The 15,362-nt window shown below is 67.1% G+C and carries 10 protein-coding genes; 9 read left to right on the top strand and 1 reads right to left on the bottom strand.

Features of this window, described 5'->3' with window-relative positions; genetic code table 11:
• Nucleotides 1–123: 123 nt before the first annotated feature.
• Genes EPO34_01720 through EPO34_01685 form a run of 8 tightly spaced genes read left to right on the top strand, consistent with a single transcriptional unit; the run spans nt 124 to nt 11,665 of the window.
• Nucleotides 124–4,959 carry a hypothetical protein gene (locus EPO34_01720; protein TAK03860.1) on the top strand — a complete coding sequence of 1,612 codons (4,836 nt, stop codon included), beginning with the start codon at nt 124–126 and terminating at the stop codon, nt 4,957–4,959.
• A gap of 11 nt (nt 4,960–4,970) precedes the next feature.
• On the top strand, nt 4,971–5,600 hold the full coding sequence (locus tag EPO34_01715) for a phosphoribosyl transferase (protein ID TAK03859.1): 630 nt from the start codon (nt 4,971–4,973) through the stop codon (nt 5,598–5,600).
• Complete coding sequence (locus EPO34_01710) at nt 5,597–6,433, top strand: ribose-phosphate pyrophosphokinase (protein TAK03858.1); 837 nt, start codon at nt 5,597–5,599, stop codon at nt 6,431–6,433. The genes EPO34_01715 and EPO34_01710 overlap by 4 nt, the downstream gene beginning before the upstream one ends.
• A gap of 52 nt (nt 6,434–6,485) precedes the next feature.
• Complete coding sequence (locus EPO34_01705; protein TAK03857.1) at nt 6,486–8,192, top strand: sensor histidine kinase; 1,707 nt, start codon at nt 6,486–6,488, stop codon at nt 8,190–8,192.
• Between the two features lie 14 nt (nt 8,193–8,206).
• Nucleotides 8,207–9,352, top strand: a complete 1,146-nt coding sequence (locus tag EPO34_01700; protein ID TAK03856.1) for a hypothetical protein — start codon at nt 8,207–8,209, stop codon at nt 9,350–9,352.
• Nucleotides 9,353–9,359: 7 nt separating this feature from the next.
• Nucleotides 9,360–10,739, top strand: coding sequence for a PAS domain S-box protein (locus EPO34_01695; GenBank protein TAK03855.1), 1,380 nt, complete (start codon nt 9,360–9,362; stop codon nt 10,737–10,739).
• A 9-nt stretch (nt 10,740–10,748) separates the two neighbouring features.
• The gene (locus tag EPO34_01690) at nt 10,749–11,228 is read left to right on the top strand and encodes a hypothetical protein (protein TAK03854.1); all 480 of its coding nucleotides are present in this window, start codon (nt 10,749–10,751) and stop codon (nt 11,226–11,228) included.
• Nucleotides 11,229–11,269: 41 nt separating this feature from the next.
• Complete coding sequence (locus EPO34_01685; protein TAK03853.1) at nt 11,270–11,665, top strand: hypothetical protein; 396 nt, start codon at nt 11,270–11,272, stop codon at nt 11,663–11,665.
• A gap of 112 nt (nt 11,666–11,777) precedes the next feature.
• On the opposite strand, the gene EPO34_01680 is transcribed toward EPO34_01685, so the two are convergent.
• Entirely contained in the window at nt 11,778–11,963 is a 186-nt protein-coding gene (locus EPO34_01680; GenBank protein ID TAK03852.1) for a hypothetical protein, read from the bottom strand.
• 136 nt (nt 11,964–12,099) lie between these two features.
• Here EPO34_01680 and EPO34_01675 point away from each other — a divergent pair, with 136 nt between their 5' ends.
• Complete coding sequence (locus tag EPO34_01675) at nt 12,100–15,249, top strand: PAS domain S-box protein (protein ID TAK03851.1); 3,150 nt, start codon at nt 12,100–12,102, stop codon at nt 15,247–15,249.
• Nucleotides 15,250–15,362: the final 113 nt, after the last annotated feature.

The raw sequence follows: 15,362 nt of genomic DNA, 5'->3' as shown, positions 1-15,362 counted from the left end.
CAGGGTCTTTTACCGCTGCGAAAACGACGACTGGTGGGTGACGGTCGAAATCCCGCAGGAGGAGGCATAGGCGAGACGGGACGCCTCCTGTTCCATTGGAACATGGTAGGATAGGGTCAATATATGCGATGTCAAATCGGCTCGTTTTCGGCGGGCAAGGCGATCGGGATGTGCGGCATCATCGTCTTTGCCGCGTTCGCGTCCCTGTTCGCGAACGTCCACGACGTCTCCGCCGTCACCTGCTCCTCGGGCGCGGCGGCGCAAAACGGCATCACGGTGGTCCCGAGCCATGGGAACGTGTTTTACATCGACACGGGCGTCACGCCGGTGCTCGACGCGGGCTACATCGGTTACCGGGTGACCAACGGGACGGGATCCTCGCAATCGAGCCTGTGGGCGCAGGTGAGTTCCTTCACGGGGTCCAACGTGTCGCTCGCGAACGCGCTGGACAGCGCCATGCAACTCCCGACGCTCGCCGATGGCTCGACCGGCACCTCCTACTTCATGCTGAAGGCGACCGGCGCCACCATGTCGGCGCAGGGGCACACGCTCAAGGTGTACGACGACCGCCCCGACCTTGCGGGCGCCACGGTGCTGTACGAATGCGACTTCTCGTTCTCCAAGGTGCAGGAGACCATCAAGGCGGCCTCCAACAAGCTCGCGGACAACGGGCTCACGAGCGCCGCGGCGATCGAGGTCTCGGACACCTCGCCGGAGCTCGGGCAGCTGGTCACGATCACGGTCGAGGGCCAGACCGGGCAGATCGGCGCGGGTTCCACCCCGGATTTCGACATCATCTGGCTCGCGCCCGCGGCCGTGTCCACCTGGCCCACGCGGGCGCTGCGCCTTGAAAGCGTGTCCATCACCTTCGACGGCAACGCCAACTGGGCCAACACCGCCGACCAGGTGACCTACGCGAACCAGCTGCTCATCACGGGGGCGAACGGCCTCACCAACGTCGACAACTCCGAATACCGCATCTCCTACGGCTTCCGCGTGGTGGGGCGCCCAACGAGCACGGTCACGGCCGTGCCGATCGCCCAGATCGCGAGCGGCACCCAGGTGAAGCACTCCGACACCGGCGCCGCGGGCGGCACCCTCGACATCTCGTTCGCCTCGCTCACCATCAACGCGGCGCTTACCAAGAGCGTCACGACCACCACCGGGCTCACGGTCGTGGACTGCACGGGCGCGTGCGCGGTTCCCGGGGAAAGCGGCAGCGGCGAGACGTACGTGGAGGTCCCGTACCGCCTCACCGCCTCTTCGACGACGGCCACCACGCTCACGGTGGACGAGTTCGTGGACCAAGCGCCAACCGGCCCCATCTTCATTCCGGGAAGCGCGACCGTCACCGACATCGGCCGCACCGGGGTCGCGATCGGCGACCCTGTGACCGTCACCGCGGACGCGGCCCCCAAGCCGCTGCATTTCACCGGCCCGTTCACGCTCAATTCCGGCACGACCGCGAGCATCGACTACGAGATGTGGGTGCCGGTGGGCAGCTTCGCGAACACCGCATACGCCAAGATCGGCGATTTCCTCGTGGGAGCGACGGCGTCAGCGATGTCGAGGATTACGGTCACCTCCACAGGCACCAGCACGGTCGGGGTCGTCGCCGATACGGCGGATTTCAGCATCTCGGCAGTCACGGATCCGGCCACGAGTATCACCGCCTCCGCCGCGACGCTCAACGGCACGGTGGACCCCAACGGCACGGCGGTGCTCACCGGCCAGTTCGAGTATGGCACCAGCCCGACCTTGGTCGGGGCGACGACCACGACCGCGACCACGCCGGCCTCCGGCACGCTCGACGGGCTCACGGACCCGACGGCGGTCAGCCTCGGCCTCACTGGCCTCTCGTCCGGCACGACCTACTATTATCGCGTGAAGGCGGGATCGGCCCAGGGGACCATCCTGTCGTTCACCACGCTTGCGGTGCTCGCGGACCCGACCCCCACCACGACCGCCGCGACGAGCGTGGCCGCGACTACGGCGACGGTGAACGGCACTATCAACCCGAACCTGACCCCGATCACCGGCATCCAGTTCGTGTACGGCACCGTCTCGGATCTTTCTTCCGGGACGACGACCGTCACCGTCGACGACGGCACCGGCACGGCCGCGCTCACGGCCGGCGGGTCGTCCACCCAGCCGTTCAGCTATGCCGTGACCGGCCTCACCTCCGGGATCACCTATTATTTCAAGATCCGCGCGTGCACGAGCGCGCTCACCGGCACGTATCCGAACGTCTCTTGCACGACCGCGTTCGAAGGATCCATCCTGAACTTCACCACGAGCCTGGCGTCCCGTACCCTCACCATCGACGCCGGCTCGTACGTCGCGAGCTACACGCTCACGGACACGCCGCCGACGATTACGTCCACCGCTTCCGCTGGAGCCGGCACCAAGACGTACACGAGTACCACGACTGGCGTGTGCACCATCGGCTCGACCACCGGCATCGTCACCTTCGTCGCGGCCGGCACCTGCACGATCGATGCCGACATCGCGAGCGACGGCACCTATGACACGGCCGACGCGACGGACATCTCGTTCTCGGTGACGCTGGCCGCCCGCACTCTCACCATCGACGCGGGCTCGTACGTGGCCAGTTACTCCATGACGGACACGCCCCCGACCATCACGTCGACCGCCTCCGCCGGGACGGGAACGAAGACGTACACGAGCACGACCACAGGCGTCTGTACAATCGGATCAACGACCGGCATCGTCACCTTCGTCGCGGCCGGCACCTGCACCATCGACGCCGACATCGACGCCGACGGCACCTATGACACGGCCGACGCGACGGACATTTCGTTCTCGGTCACCTTGGCCGCCCGCACGCTCACGATCGACGCAGGCTCGTACGTCTCCAGCTATTCGCTCACGGACACCCCGCCCACCATCACGTCGACCGCCTCCGCCGGAACGGGGACGAAGAGCTACACGAGCACCACGACCGGCGTCTGCACCATCGGTTCCACCACAGGTATCGTCACCTTCGTCGCGGCCGGCACCTGCACCATCGACGCCGACATCGACGCCGACGGCACCTACGACGCGGCCGACGCCACGGACATCTCCTTCAGCGTGACCCTCGCCGCCCGCACGCTCACCATCGACGCGGGCTCGTACGTCGCCAGCTACGAGCTCACGGACACGCCTCCGACCATCACGTCCACCGCTTCCGCTGGAGCCGGTACCAAGACGTACACGAGCACCACGACCGGCGTGTGCACCATCGGTTCCACCACGGGGATCGTCACGTTCGTGTCCGCCGGCACCTGCACCATCGATGCGGACATCGACGCCGACGGCACCTATGACACGGCCGACGCCACGGACATCTCCTTCAGCGTGACCCTCGCCGCCCGCACGCTCACCATCGACGCGGGCTCGTACGAGTCGAGTTACCTGATCACCGAAGCGGAGCCGACCATCACGTCCACCGCTTCCGCTGGAGCCGGTACCAAGACGTACACGAGCACCACGACCGGAGTGTGCACCATCGGCTCGACCACCGGCATCGTCACGTTCGTCGCGGCTGGCACCTGCACCATCGATGCGGACATCGACGCCGACGGGACGTATGCCGCTGCGGACGCCACGGACATCTCCTTCTCAATCACCCGGCGCAGCGGGGGAGGGAGCATCGTCGTGAACCCTCCGAGCAATCCCGGATCCGACACCGGGACGACGACCTCCCCGGAACCGTCCGCGCCGGAGACGACGAGCGAACTTCCGCCGCCGAGCCCCGTGACCGAACCCGTGCCGTCGCAACCCGCCCCGCCGGACGTCGACTTCTCCGCCGCGTCCTACGACATCTACATCGTGAATCCCGACGGGACCGAGCGCCACATGACCGACCCGCGGTACGCGCGCGTCGAGCGCGTGAGCGACACCGTGGACATCATCCGGTTCGAGGACAAGGGATCGGACTTCGACTTCGACGACGTCGTGATCCGGGTGGACTACTCGGACTGGACCAGGATCGTGGTGACCGTGCTCGCGGTGGACGCCGGGTGGCTCCACAACGTGCGCATCGCCTTGTCCAACGCGGGAGCGCTCGTGAGTGACCTGCTCATCTGGCCGGATTCGCATCTTGGCATCGGCCAGTACGCGCTCATCGACGCCAACGAGGACGGCGCGTACGTCGTCGGGGCGATCCTTCCGATCGTCGAGGACGTGGAAGAACCCTACGTCGATCCTGCCGGCGTCCTCCCGCCGCTTCCGCCCACGACCGACGTCGAGCCTCCTCCGTCCGTCCCCGCTGCGGACGCTCTGCCAGCGCCGTGCGAGGTCGCGTGCGACGAGGTCGGGTACGACCTGTACATCGTGAACCCGGACGGGACCGAACGGCATATGGGGACGCCGTACGTCCGCGTGACGCCCGCCGCCGACGGCAGGACCATCGTCGGGTTCGAGGATTCCGGACGGGATTTCGACTACAACGACGTCCGCGTCCTAGTCGATACACGCGACTGTTCCGCCGTCACGTTCGAACTGCTCGAACTGGACGCCGCCTGGCACCACCGCCTGGCGCTCCAGGTGTCCTTGCGCGGGGAGCCGAAGCTCGATCGGGTGGTCTGGAACGACACCCACGAGGCCGCGGGGAGCATCCGCACGATCAACGCGAAGGACGATCCGGCCATGTGCGTCGAGGCTAGGGCCCCCGAGCCGGTGGCCTCCGCCTGCGTCCTGTCCTCGCCGTTCACCTCGAACCTCGGCCCTGGGAACGTCGGTGACGCGGTCGTACGACTGCAGGAGATCCTTCGGTGCCTCAAGCATTTCCCAGAAGACGTGTCCGCCTCCGGCACCTATGGACCGATCACCCAGCGCGCCGTCGCCGCGTTTCAGGCATTGAAGAACATCCCGCCCATCGGCCTGGTCGGACCGCTTACGAGGGCGGCCCTGAACGCGTTCGTCCGATCTGCCCCTGCCGCTTCGGGCCAATAGGGTATCGACCTATGCCCCGATTCAAGGATCGCGCGGACGCGGCACGGCAGCTCGTCGACGCGCTCCGGCCCTATGCCGGCAAGCCCGTCGTCGTGTACGCCCTGCCGCGCGGGGGCGTGGTGCTGGGCGTCGCGGTCGCAAAGGCCCTCAAGGCCCCGCTCGACCTGCTCATCCCACGCAAGATCGGCCATCCGGACAACCCCGAATACGCCATCGCCTCCGTGACGGAAACGGGCGCCGTCGTGCGTCAGGAGGACGAAGTCCGGTCCGCGGATCCGAAATGGTTCGACGAGGAAGTCCGACGGCAACGCGAGGAAGCCCGCCGACGGCGCGAGCGATACCTCTCCGGGAGACCGGCCGTCCCCGTGAAGGGCAAGGCCGCCATCGTGGTCGACGACGGGATCGCGACCGGGCTCACCATGAAGGCGGCGTTGTCGGAGCTTCGGACGCGCGAACCGTCTTCCGTCGTGATCGCGGTCCCGGTGGCGGCGCGCGATACGCTGCGCGAGCTTGGGAAGGAGGTTGACGAGGTCGTCGTCTTGCACGAGCCGGCGATGTTCCTCGGGTCCATCGGCAATTATTACGAGGCGTTCGACCAGGTGAGCGACGAAGAGGTGGTCGCCATGATGAAACAAGTATGACGACGCTTGCCTTCCGCCGCTATGAGAACGGGGAGCTGTACCTTCCCGGATGCCCGACGCTCTCCGGAACGGTCGCCCTGTTCGGATCTTTTTCTCCTCCGGACGAGAACCTGCTTAAGACGCTCCTTGCCGCGCATACGCTCAAGAAGGAAGGGGCTGGTCGGGTGGTGGCCGTCATCCCGTTCATGGCATACATGCGCCAGGACAAGGCGAAGCCGGGGCTTGGCCTCACGACCGCCTGGCTGGGGGAGCTCATCCGCGCCTCCGGCATCGGTCGGATCGTGACCGTGGACCTGCACAGCCTGCGGGACAGGGAACTGGTCCCCGTGCCGATCGTTTCCCTCTCGCCCGCGCCGGTTTTCGCGAAGGAGATCCTGGACCGAGGATGGGAGGACGCCACGCTGGTCGCTCCGGACAACGGCGCCGTCGCGCGGTGCGAGGCGGTTGCCAGGGCGCTCAAGGACAAGCGTCCCGTCACGCGGTTCGAGAAGGCGCGGACCGCGCGCGGCGTCCGGGTCGGCGCGCCCGTCGGCGCGGTGGGGAACCGGTGCGTGCTCGTGGACGACCAGCTCGACACGGGCTCCACGCTGGTCGCGGCCTGCGAACGCCTGCGCCGCGCCGGCGCCAAGGAACTCCTGATTTGCGTCACGCACGGGCTGTTCGCCGGAGAGGCCTGGAAGAGGCTGCACGGCCTGGGCGTGCGCGAGATCATCGTGACGGACACGGTCGCGACGCGTCCGCCCGCCGCGTGGGTTTCCCAAGTTTCCGTCGCGCCGCTCATCGAGCGGGCGATTGCCTCGATCCCGCCGTCGCGGAGGGTGTACGTTTCTTGACGGCGCGCGAAACGTGCTATGATGGGCGCGATTAGCGCCGTGATTGCGTCCCATGCGCATCCGCTCCAAGCTCGTCCTCGCCTTCGTGCTTTCGGGGGTCGTCCCGCTCCTCGTGGTGTTCGGCGTGAGCCTGGGGACCATCCGGCAGGGCGTGGAGGACAAGTTCGCGGAGCACGTGGCCGTCACGGCGGAGCTTGCCGAGCGTTCCGTCACGCTGTACCTCGACGGGCTCGCCAAGCGCGCGTCCGATTGGTCGTCGGACGGGCATATCAACGCCCTGATCGCGCGTATCGCCGCGCTGCCGAGGGAGAGCCCGGAGGCGCAGGAGGCCTCGCGCGAGCTCGGCGCGTATTTGCGCGACTTCAAGATGCCGCTCGATCGTTCCATCCTGATTGCCGAAGTGTTCGACGCCGACGGGCGCGTGGTGGCCTCGTCCGAGCCGCTGCGGGTGGGACACAGCGAGAGCGCCGAGGAATTGGAATACGAATACGCCTGGCGCCGGGCCATGGCCGCCTCGTTCGTGGAGACCGTGACAAACGGCTTCGTCGTCCTCGAGGGTGACGAGCAAGGACACCCCTCCGAGCCGACCCTGCATTTTTCCGCCCCGCTCGCCAAGGAGGCAGGCACGCCGGGCGGCGTGCTCGTGCTGCATGTCTCGGCGCGCGACCTCACCGCGCTGTTGGGAGAGATCCTTTCCGATCGTCCCGAGTCGACCTTCGAGACCTATCTGGTGAACGCGGACGGCCATTTCGTCACTCCGTCGCGTTTCGTCCCGGATGTGGTGCTCAAGGTCAAGGTCGACACCGAGCCGGTGCGACGATGTCGCGAGGCCGGCGAATCCGCGTCCGGAGAGTGGATCGACTACCGCGGTGTGCCCGTGATCGGCGCCTCGCGCTGCCAGGCGGGCAGATGGTGGACGCTCGTCTCGGAAATCGACACGACCGAAGTGGACGCGGCCGCGCGCGCGGCGCGCGCGCAGAACGCGCTCGTGCTGTTCGTCACCTTGGCGTTCTCGGCCTCGTTGGGCGTGGGGTTGAGCGTGGTGATGGGCCGGCGCGTGGGCGCGTGCACGGCGGTCATCAAGGAGCTCGCGCAAGGGAAGTTCGGCGCGCGCGTGCCGGCCGCCGACATCAAGCGTGACGAGATCGGCCAGGCCGCGCAGGGGGTCAACGCCATGGCCGAGCGCCTGGACGAGTATTTCGGCAGCCTCAACCAGCTCTACGAGGCCGTGTTCACCCAGGCGCCGGTGGGGATCATCACGGTCGCCGCCGACGGGACGGTCGCGTCCGCGAACGCCCGCGCGAAGGAATGGACCGGGGTCATGGAAGGCGACGGCCTGCTTGCCTCGGCCTGGTGCCGGGAACGCGCGCTCGAAGGGGAGCTGCGCGGCGCGCTCGCCGGAGCGCCCTTCGAGCGGGAGATTCCCGGAGCGGACGGGCGGGCGTTCCGTCTCACGGGCACGCCGCTTGCCGGGCGCAAGGCGCTTGAGGCGCTGCTCATCCTCGAGGACGTGACGCAGCAAAAGCGGCTCGCCGAGGAACAGCGCTCGTACGCACAACGCCTGGAAAAGGAAGTCGCCGACCGCGTCCGCGAGCTGGAAGCGGAAAAACGCGAGCTCGAGCGCGTGAACGCGCACTTGGTGGGCCGCGAGCTGCGCATGGCCGAGCTCAAGAAGCGGCTGGCGCAGGCCGAGGGCGCGGATGCCTCGCCAGGCACGGCGACGCCACACGCGACGACCGGCGATAAGCCCGGCGCCTGATTCCCACGGGACGTATGGAGATAGAACAGAAACAGTGGACCGCGGAAACCGGATGGAAACCGGCCACCGGGAAGCTTTCCGGAAGCGCGCACCTCGTGCTCGCCTTCGGCGCGCGCGCCAAGCTCGAGGACAGCGCGACCTATCCCGAACTCAAGGCGATGTACCCGGACGCGCATGTCGTGAGCTGCTCCACGGCCGGGGAGATCCACGGCGCGCAGGTGCTCGACGGGTCGCTCTCGGTCACGGCCGTGCGGTTCCGCTCTTCCTCCGTGCGCGCGTGCGCGGAATCCATCTCGGATGCGGCGCAAAGCGAGGAAGTGGGGCGCAAGCTCGGCCAGTGCCTCCCGCACGAGGGGTTGGTCCACGCCATGGTGTTTTCCGACGGATTGCGCGTGAACGGCACGCGGCTCGTGCGCGGGCTCGCCGGCGCGCTTCCCAAGGGCGTGGCCGTCACAGGCGGGCTTTCGGGCGACGGGGCGGATTTCAAGAAGACGCTGGTGGGGCTCGATGCCCCGGCAACGGAGGGACAGATCGTGCTCGTGGGGTTGTACGGCGCGCAGCTGCGCGTGGGCCACGGGTCGCTGGGCGGCTGGGACCCGTTCGGGCCCGAGCGCGTGATCACGCGTTCGGAAGGGAACGTGCTCTACGAGATCGACGGCAAGCCCGCGCTCGCCTTGTACAAGGAATATCTCGGGGACAAGGCCAAGGACCTGCCCGGGAGCGGATTGCTCTTCCCGCTGCAGGTGCGGCTCAAAGAAGAAGAAGAAGAAGAAGAAGTGACGCGCACGCTGTTGGCCGTCGACGAGAAGGCGCAGAGCCTTACCTTTGCCGGGGACATGCCACAAGGGGCGCTGGCGCGGCTCATGAAGGCGAATTTCGACCGGTTGGTGGACGGCGCATCCGGAGCGGGAAAGATGGGGATCGAAGGATTGGACAACGGGCAGGCCGAGCTTGCGGTGCTCGTGAGCTGCGTGGGCCGCAAGCTCGTGCTCAAGGAGCGCGTGGAGGAGGAGATAGAGGCCGTGCGCGCGGCGGTCGGGGAGCAGGCCGCCAGCTGCGGGTTCTACTCTTACGGCGAGATTTCGCCCTCGGCGGCGACCGAGAAGCAGTGCCGGCTGCACAATCAGACCATGACCGTCACCACGCTGCGCGAGGCCTGAAGGCCGTATGCATCCGCTGCTCGAGCGACAGCTGCGCAAGGCCTTCGGGACCTTGGAGACCGTGCCGGAAGAATGCCGGCCGTTGCTTGAGGCCGTCAGCCGTTCGTACGAGGGCGCTGACGAGGACCGCGCGCTCATGGATCGTTCGCTCGAGATTTCCTCGCGTGAAGGGCGCGAGCGCGAAAAACGGCTTTCCGAGGAGGCCGAAAAGCTCCGTCTCAAGACGAAGGAACTCCAGGACGCGCGGACTGCGATGCTCAACGCGCTCGACGACGCGCTCGCGTCCCAGAAGGATTCGACGACTACCAACCTGATGCTACAAAACGCCGAGCGCCTCGCGCACATCGGGGCGTGGCGATGGGACGTGCCTACGGGGACGCTCGCGTGGACCGATGAGATCTATCGCATGTTCGGAACATCTCCGGGCGAGTTCAAGCCCACCTACGACGCGTTCCTCGCGCGCGTGCATCCCGAGGATCGCGATCTCGTGAAGCGCGCCGTCGACGCGTCGATCCGCGGGCATGCGCCGTACGACATCGAGCATCGCGTCGTACGCCCGGACGGGAGCGTCGTCGTCGTGCACGAGCGCGCCGAGGTGTCGTACGGGAAGGACGGCACGCCGTTGGAAATGGACGGCACCGTGCAGGACGTCACCGAGGAGAAGAAGGCCCAGATGAGGATCAGGGAGCTCGACCAGCTCAAGGACAAGTTCATCCGCATCGTCACGCACCAGTTCCGCACCCCGCTCAACGCCATCCGCTGGAACATCGAGGCGCTGCTCAACGAGCAGCTCGGGCCGCTCAAGGCCGAGCAGAAGGAGTTCTTGCGCGTCACCTACGACGCCAACACCGACGTGATTTCCCGCATCCGCGACCTGCTCACGGCCATGGACATCGAGGAGGGGCGCGCCCTCGTTTCCAAGGAGACCGTGTCCGTGGAAACCATCTGGAACGGGGTGCTGGCCGAGTGGAAGAAACGCTGCACGCTCAAGGACCTCGTCTGCGAGTACGCGCCGCCGAGCGCGCCGCTCCCCGCGCTCCAGGGCGACGGCGAGAAGCTGCGCGACGTCTTCGCCAAGATCATGGACAACGCGGTCACCTACACTCCCGAAAAAGGCCGCGTGGACGCGAATCTCGAGTACCGCGACGGCGCGATCCGCTTCAGCATGAAGGACACCGGCATCGGGATCCCGGCGGTGGAGCAGCCGCGCGTGTTCAACCGCTTATTCCGCGCATCGAACGCCTCCACCATGAAACCCGATTCCTCGGGCCTCGGGCTGTACATCTCCAAGTATTTCGTGGAACAACACGGGGGCAGGATCGGATTCGAAAGCGAGGAGGGGAAGGGAAGCACGTTTTGGATCGAGCTGCCGGTTACGACGGCCTAAGCACGCGGTATGGGACAGCATTTCGCCTGGAAGGACGAGTACGCTCTGGGAAACGACCTGATCGACGGCCAGCATCGGCGGTTCTTCGACCTCGCCAACCGGCTCATCGACACGGCCGGCCTGGATGACGCCACGCCGGAGATCCTGGAGGAGCACGTGATGGCGCTCGCCAACTACGCCTACTTCCACCTGGCCACCGAGGAGCGTCACCTGCTCCTGCCCGAATGCGGGAATGGCGCGAAGCATGTGGCCGTCCACAACTCGTTCCGCGAGGAGGTGATGCGCCGCATCGCGCAGATCCGCGGGACGGTCCATGACCGCCGCCGGTTCGCCAGGGAAATCGCGGAGTACGCAGGGTCGTGGCTTTCCACCCACATCCTCGTGATGGACAAGGGATACGCCGCCTGCCTCTCGCTCATGATTCCCGGAGATCCGTCGTTTCCTGACCGCGCCGAGCCGGAAAACCCGTCAAAGCCGCCCGACGGATGAAATCACGCCGTCCTGACTTCACTCATCATCAATACGAAGGTATGAACAACAAGACATTCGAGTGGGTGCTGCGCATCGCCGTCGCCGGCGAATTCCTTGGACACGGCGTCTTCGCTGTCCAGGGGAAGGCGCAGTGGATCGGCTGGATCCAGGAGATCCTTTCGGTCAATGCCCCGACGGCGACGACGCTGCTCACCCTCGTCGGATGGTCGGACATCGCGGTCGCCGCCGCCGTGCTTTTGTGGCGGGGCGTCCCGCGCGCGGTGCTCCTGTGGGCGGCGATCTGGGGGTTCTGGACCGCGCTCGTGCGCCCGCTCGTGGGCGAGCCCGTGTGGGACTTCGTCGAGCGTTTTGCCAACTGGGGAGCCCCGCTCGCGCTGTTGCAGGCATACGGCTGGCCCAAGACCGTTTCGGAGTGGTTTCGGATCAAGGCGTGAATTTACGGCGAGAAAACGAAGACCGGCCGCGTGGCCGGTCTTTCGATTCAAACGATTCACGGGATCCTTCAGCCCTGATGGGCTTCAGGATGATTTCGGCCTAGGGCCGAAATCATTTACAGCACTTGCACATCCCGCTCTTCATGAGCCCGATCACGATGAGCGCCACCGGCCAGGCCAGGTCCACGGTGGCCGCGCCCACGACGCCCAGCGTCTTGAGCAGGAACAGGAGCCCGATCAGGGCGATGAGCAAGGGGCCCACCTTGTGATGGGCGCACGCGCACGAGCCTCCGCACATACGAAGCGATGGTTAGGATCCTTCGGCCTTCGGCCTTGGGACGACCTGCTTAGGCAGGTCGGTTATCCACAAGTATACCCGAGGGGAGGAGGTTGCAGTAGGCCCGCTCCTTCCGACGGGCGGTGTGCACCGCGATATGAACCCGGACGCGGGATGCGGTATACTTGAAGCCATGCCAAAGGAGGAGCACCGCCATTCGCGTTTTTTGCGATTCGCATCCCTGCGCGCCCGGGCGGTGTTGGCGCTGCTTATCGTATTCCTCCCGGCCGCGGCCATCATGGTCGGCATCGGGTTATCGGAGCGCTCCCACCGCATCGAGGCCGTGCACGGGCAGTCCCGCCGGCTGTTGACGGCGTTCGTCGCGCAGCAGGACGCCCTGTTGGATTCCACGCGGCAGAACCTGTTCACGCTCGCCCAGGATTCCACGGTCACAGGCGACGACCCGGCCGCCTGCGGCCTGGCGTTGGCCCGTATCAGGACCGAGACCCCGAATTTCGCCAACATCGGGGTGGTCGGCGCGGACGGCATCATCACCTGCAGCGCGCTCCCGCTTGTCGAGAAAACGAGTTCCGCGGACCGGGATTGGTTCAAGCAGGCCGTGGCCACGAAGCGGTTCGCCGTCGGCTCCTATCAAGTCGGTCGCATCACGGGACGCCGGGCCCTGAACGCCGCCTACCCGGTGCTTGACGCGTCGGGGGACGTGCGGCAGGTCGTGTTCATCGCGCTCGACCTCGATTGGCTCAACGAGCTGGCCGCCGACATCGGGCTGCCCGACGGGATGGCGTTCCTCGAGGTGGACCGCGGCGGCACGGTCGTGACGCGGTACCCGGAGCCGGAGCGCTACATGGGCATGGACGCGTCCGCGACGGCGCTCGCGCAGGCCATGCTGGGCGGGGAGCGGGGGTCGGTGCGCGCGACCGGACTCGACGGGAAGCGCAGGACGTTCCAGTTCGCCCCGGTCGGCGAGACCCACGACGCGCGGCTGTACGCCTCGGTCGGCATAGACGAAGAGAGGGTGCTCGCGGACATCGATCGGAGGTTCTCCTTCGCGTTCCTCTTGCTCGCCGCGCTCGGCCTCGCCGCGCTCGCGCTCTCCCTCTACGCGTTCCGCCGCCTGCTCATCGACCCCATCCGCGCCCTCGCGGACGGGTTTTCCCGCCTGCGAGGCGGGGAGTATCGCGCGCGCCTGGACGTGCCGAAGGCGCACAACGAGATGCGCGCGCTCGCCGAGGCGTTCAACGCGACCGCCAAGGCGATGGAAGGCCATGTCAACGGGCTGACGGAGCGCGACCGGCTCATCCAACAGCTCGCGCGCCGGCGCGAGATGGCGGCGCGCGTGAACCGCGCGCTGTTCCGCATGCAGGACGTGCAGGACCTCTTCGAGGAGGCGTGCCGCGTGGGCGTGGACGTCGCCGGGTTCCTGGGCGCGTGGATCGTGGTCGCGCCGCCGCGCCGCGCGCCGCGCGTGGCCGCCGCCGCCGGCATCGACGTCGCTTCTTCCGTCTTGCTCCCGCCGGGGAAGGCCGCCGCGGCGCATCCGGTCGCGCGCGCGCTTCGCGAGGGCGTAAGCGTGCTCGCGCATGAGGGAGGCCGGGCCTCCGGATTCCCGCCGGAGCTCGTCCTCGCCGGAGCCGCGTCGCTCGCCGCCTTCCCGCTCAAGATGGACGGCAAGCCGTTCGGGGCGTTCATCCTCGCCTCGGAGGCCGCCGCCGCGTTCCACGCGGAGGACCTGAAGCTGTTCGAGGAGCTTGCCGACGACATCGCGGTCGGGTACGCCTTCTCCCTCAACAAGGCGGCGCGCGCGCACGCCGAGACCGCGCTCGACCGCGCGCGGCAACGGTTCCAGCTGTTCATGGACATGCACCCGTCCCCCGCATGGATGACGGACGCCGCCGGGCGCTACGTGTACGGCAACGCCGCGCTGCGGCGCACGCTTGGACGCCCATGGAAGGAAATCCAGGGACGCACGGTCGCGAAGCTCCTGGGGAAGAAGGTCGCGGAGACATCGCTGCAAGGCGACCGGAAGGTGCTGGAGAGCGGAGCGCCGTTCAACGCGGTCGAGCAGGTGACGATCGCCGGCAAGCCCCGTACCTTCCAGGTGATGAAGTTCCCCATCATAAACGACGCGGGCGTGCGGCTTGTGGGGGGCATGGCGTTCGATGTCACGGAAGAGCGGCAGACGCAGGAACGGCTCACGGAGAGCGAGAAGCGGTACCGCTCCTACATCGAGCAGTCCATCGACGGGGTGTTCGTGATGGCGGACAACGGGCGCATCGTGGACGCCAACCCCGCCGCCCGCTCGATGCTCGGCTACGACGAGGAGGAATTGCGCGGGATGTCGCTGCGCGACCTCATGGACCACCGGCTTACCGAGGAGGAGAAGCTCGCCTTCCTGCTCACCCTCATCCGCGAGGGGCGCAACGGCATGGACGCCTCGGTCATGCGCAAGGACGGCACCGAGCTGATCGCCGACGTGCGCATCATCAACCTGGGCGGCAACCGCAACCTGGGGATCTTCCGCGACGTCACGGAGCGGTTCCGTTCCGAGGAGAAGCTCCGCGAGTTGAACGAGCTCAAGAACAGCTTCATCCGCATCGTCGCCCACCAGCTGCGCACGCCGCTCAACGCGGTGCGATGGAACCTCGAGGCGCTCATGGAGGGACGCGCGGGGAAGCTGCATGCGCGGCAGCGGCAGCTCCTGGAGATCACGCACGGCGCGGAGGTCGAGGTGATCCGCCGCATCGGCGACCTGCTCGTGGCCACCGACATCGAGGAGGGGCGCGTGACCTTCGCGCGCGAGCGCCTGTCGCTCACGAGCGTCGTGTCCAGCGTGCTTACCGAATGGAAGCCGCGCTGCCGGGCGAAGGGCATCGATTGCTCGTACGAGGCCGCCAAGGAGGCCGCCGAGGCCGTGGAGGCGGATCCGGAGAAGATCCGGGAGGCCGCGGGGAAGCTCATGGAGAACGCGATCGCGTACTCCAAGAAAGGCGGACGCGTCGCCGTGCGCCTTTCCGCGGTCGGGAACCGCGTCCGGTTCGAAGTCGAGGACGAGGGCATCGGCATCCCGGAGGCGGAACAGTCGCGCATCTTCACCCGGTTCTACCGCGCGAGCAACGCCTCCTCCATGCTGCCAAACGCCTCGGGGCTCGGGCTTTCCATCGCCAAGTATTTCGTGGAGCAGCACGGGGGGAGCATCGGGTTCTTGTCGACGGAGGGGAAGGGCAGCCTGTTCTGGTTCGAGCTCCCGACCGCGAAGGGTCCGGTCCGACGCAAGCGGCAACCATGAAGCGAAAAAACTTGAAGAACCAAAACTTGAAGGACCAAAGGTCGCCCGAAAGGAAGAAAGAAGAAAGGACGAAGTTTGAACTTCGTCCTTTCGTTCTTCAACCTTTCACGTCT

The sequence above is a fragment of the Patescibacteria group bacterium genome (genome assembly GCA_004297215.1).
In the GTDB taxonomy this organism is placed as follows: Bacteria; Patescibacteriota; Patescibacteriia; order UBA9934; family GWF2-40-263; genus 2-01-FULL-63-20.
The sequence above is the reverse complement of the archived record's forward strand: the minus strand, read 5'-3'. Positions and strand labels throughout refer to the sequence as shown.

Coding starts and splice junctions, on each gene's coding strand:
- EPO34_01720 (TAK03860.1), top strand. CDS start 124: ATGCGATGTCAAATCGGCTCGTTTTCGGCGGGCAAGGCGATCGGGATG.
- EPO34_01715 (TAK03859.1), top strand. CDS start 4,971: ATGCCCCGATTCAAGGATCGCGCGGACGCGGCACGGCAGCTCGTCGAC.
- EPO34_01710 (TAK03858.1), top strand. CDS start 5,597: ATGACGACGCTTGCCTTCCGCCGCTATGAGAACGGGGAGCTGTACCTT.
- EPO34_01705 (TAK03857.1), top strand. CDS start 6,486: ATGCGCATCCGCTCCAAGCTCGTCCTCGCCTTCGTGCTTTCGGGGGTC.
- EPO34_01700 (TAK03856.1), top strand. CDS start 8,207: ATGGAGATAGAACAGAAACAGTGGACCGCGGAAACCGGATGGAAACCG.
- EPO34_01695 (TAK03855.1), top strand. CDS start 9,360: ATGCATCCGCTGCTCGAGCGACAGCTGCGCAAGGCCTTCGGGACCTTG.
- EPO34_01690 (TAK03854.1), top strand. CDS start 10,749: ATGGGACAGCATTTCGCCTGGAAGGACGAGTACGCTCTGGGAAACGAC.
- EPO34_01685 (TAK03853.1), top strand. CDS start 11,270: ATGAACAACAAGACATTCGAGTGGGTGCTGCGCATCGCCGTCGCCGGC.
- EPO34_01680 (TAK03852.1), bottom strand. CDS start 11,963: ATGTGCGGAGGCTCGTGCGCGTGCGCCCATCACAAGGTGGGCCCCTTG.
- EPO34_01675 (TAK03851.1), top strand. CDS start 12,100: ATGAACCCGGACGCGGGATGCGGTATACTTGAAGCCATGCCAAAGGAG.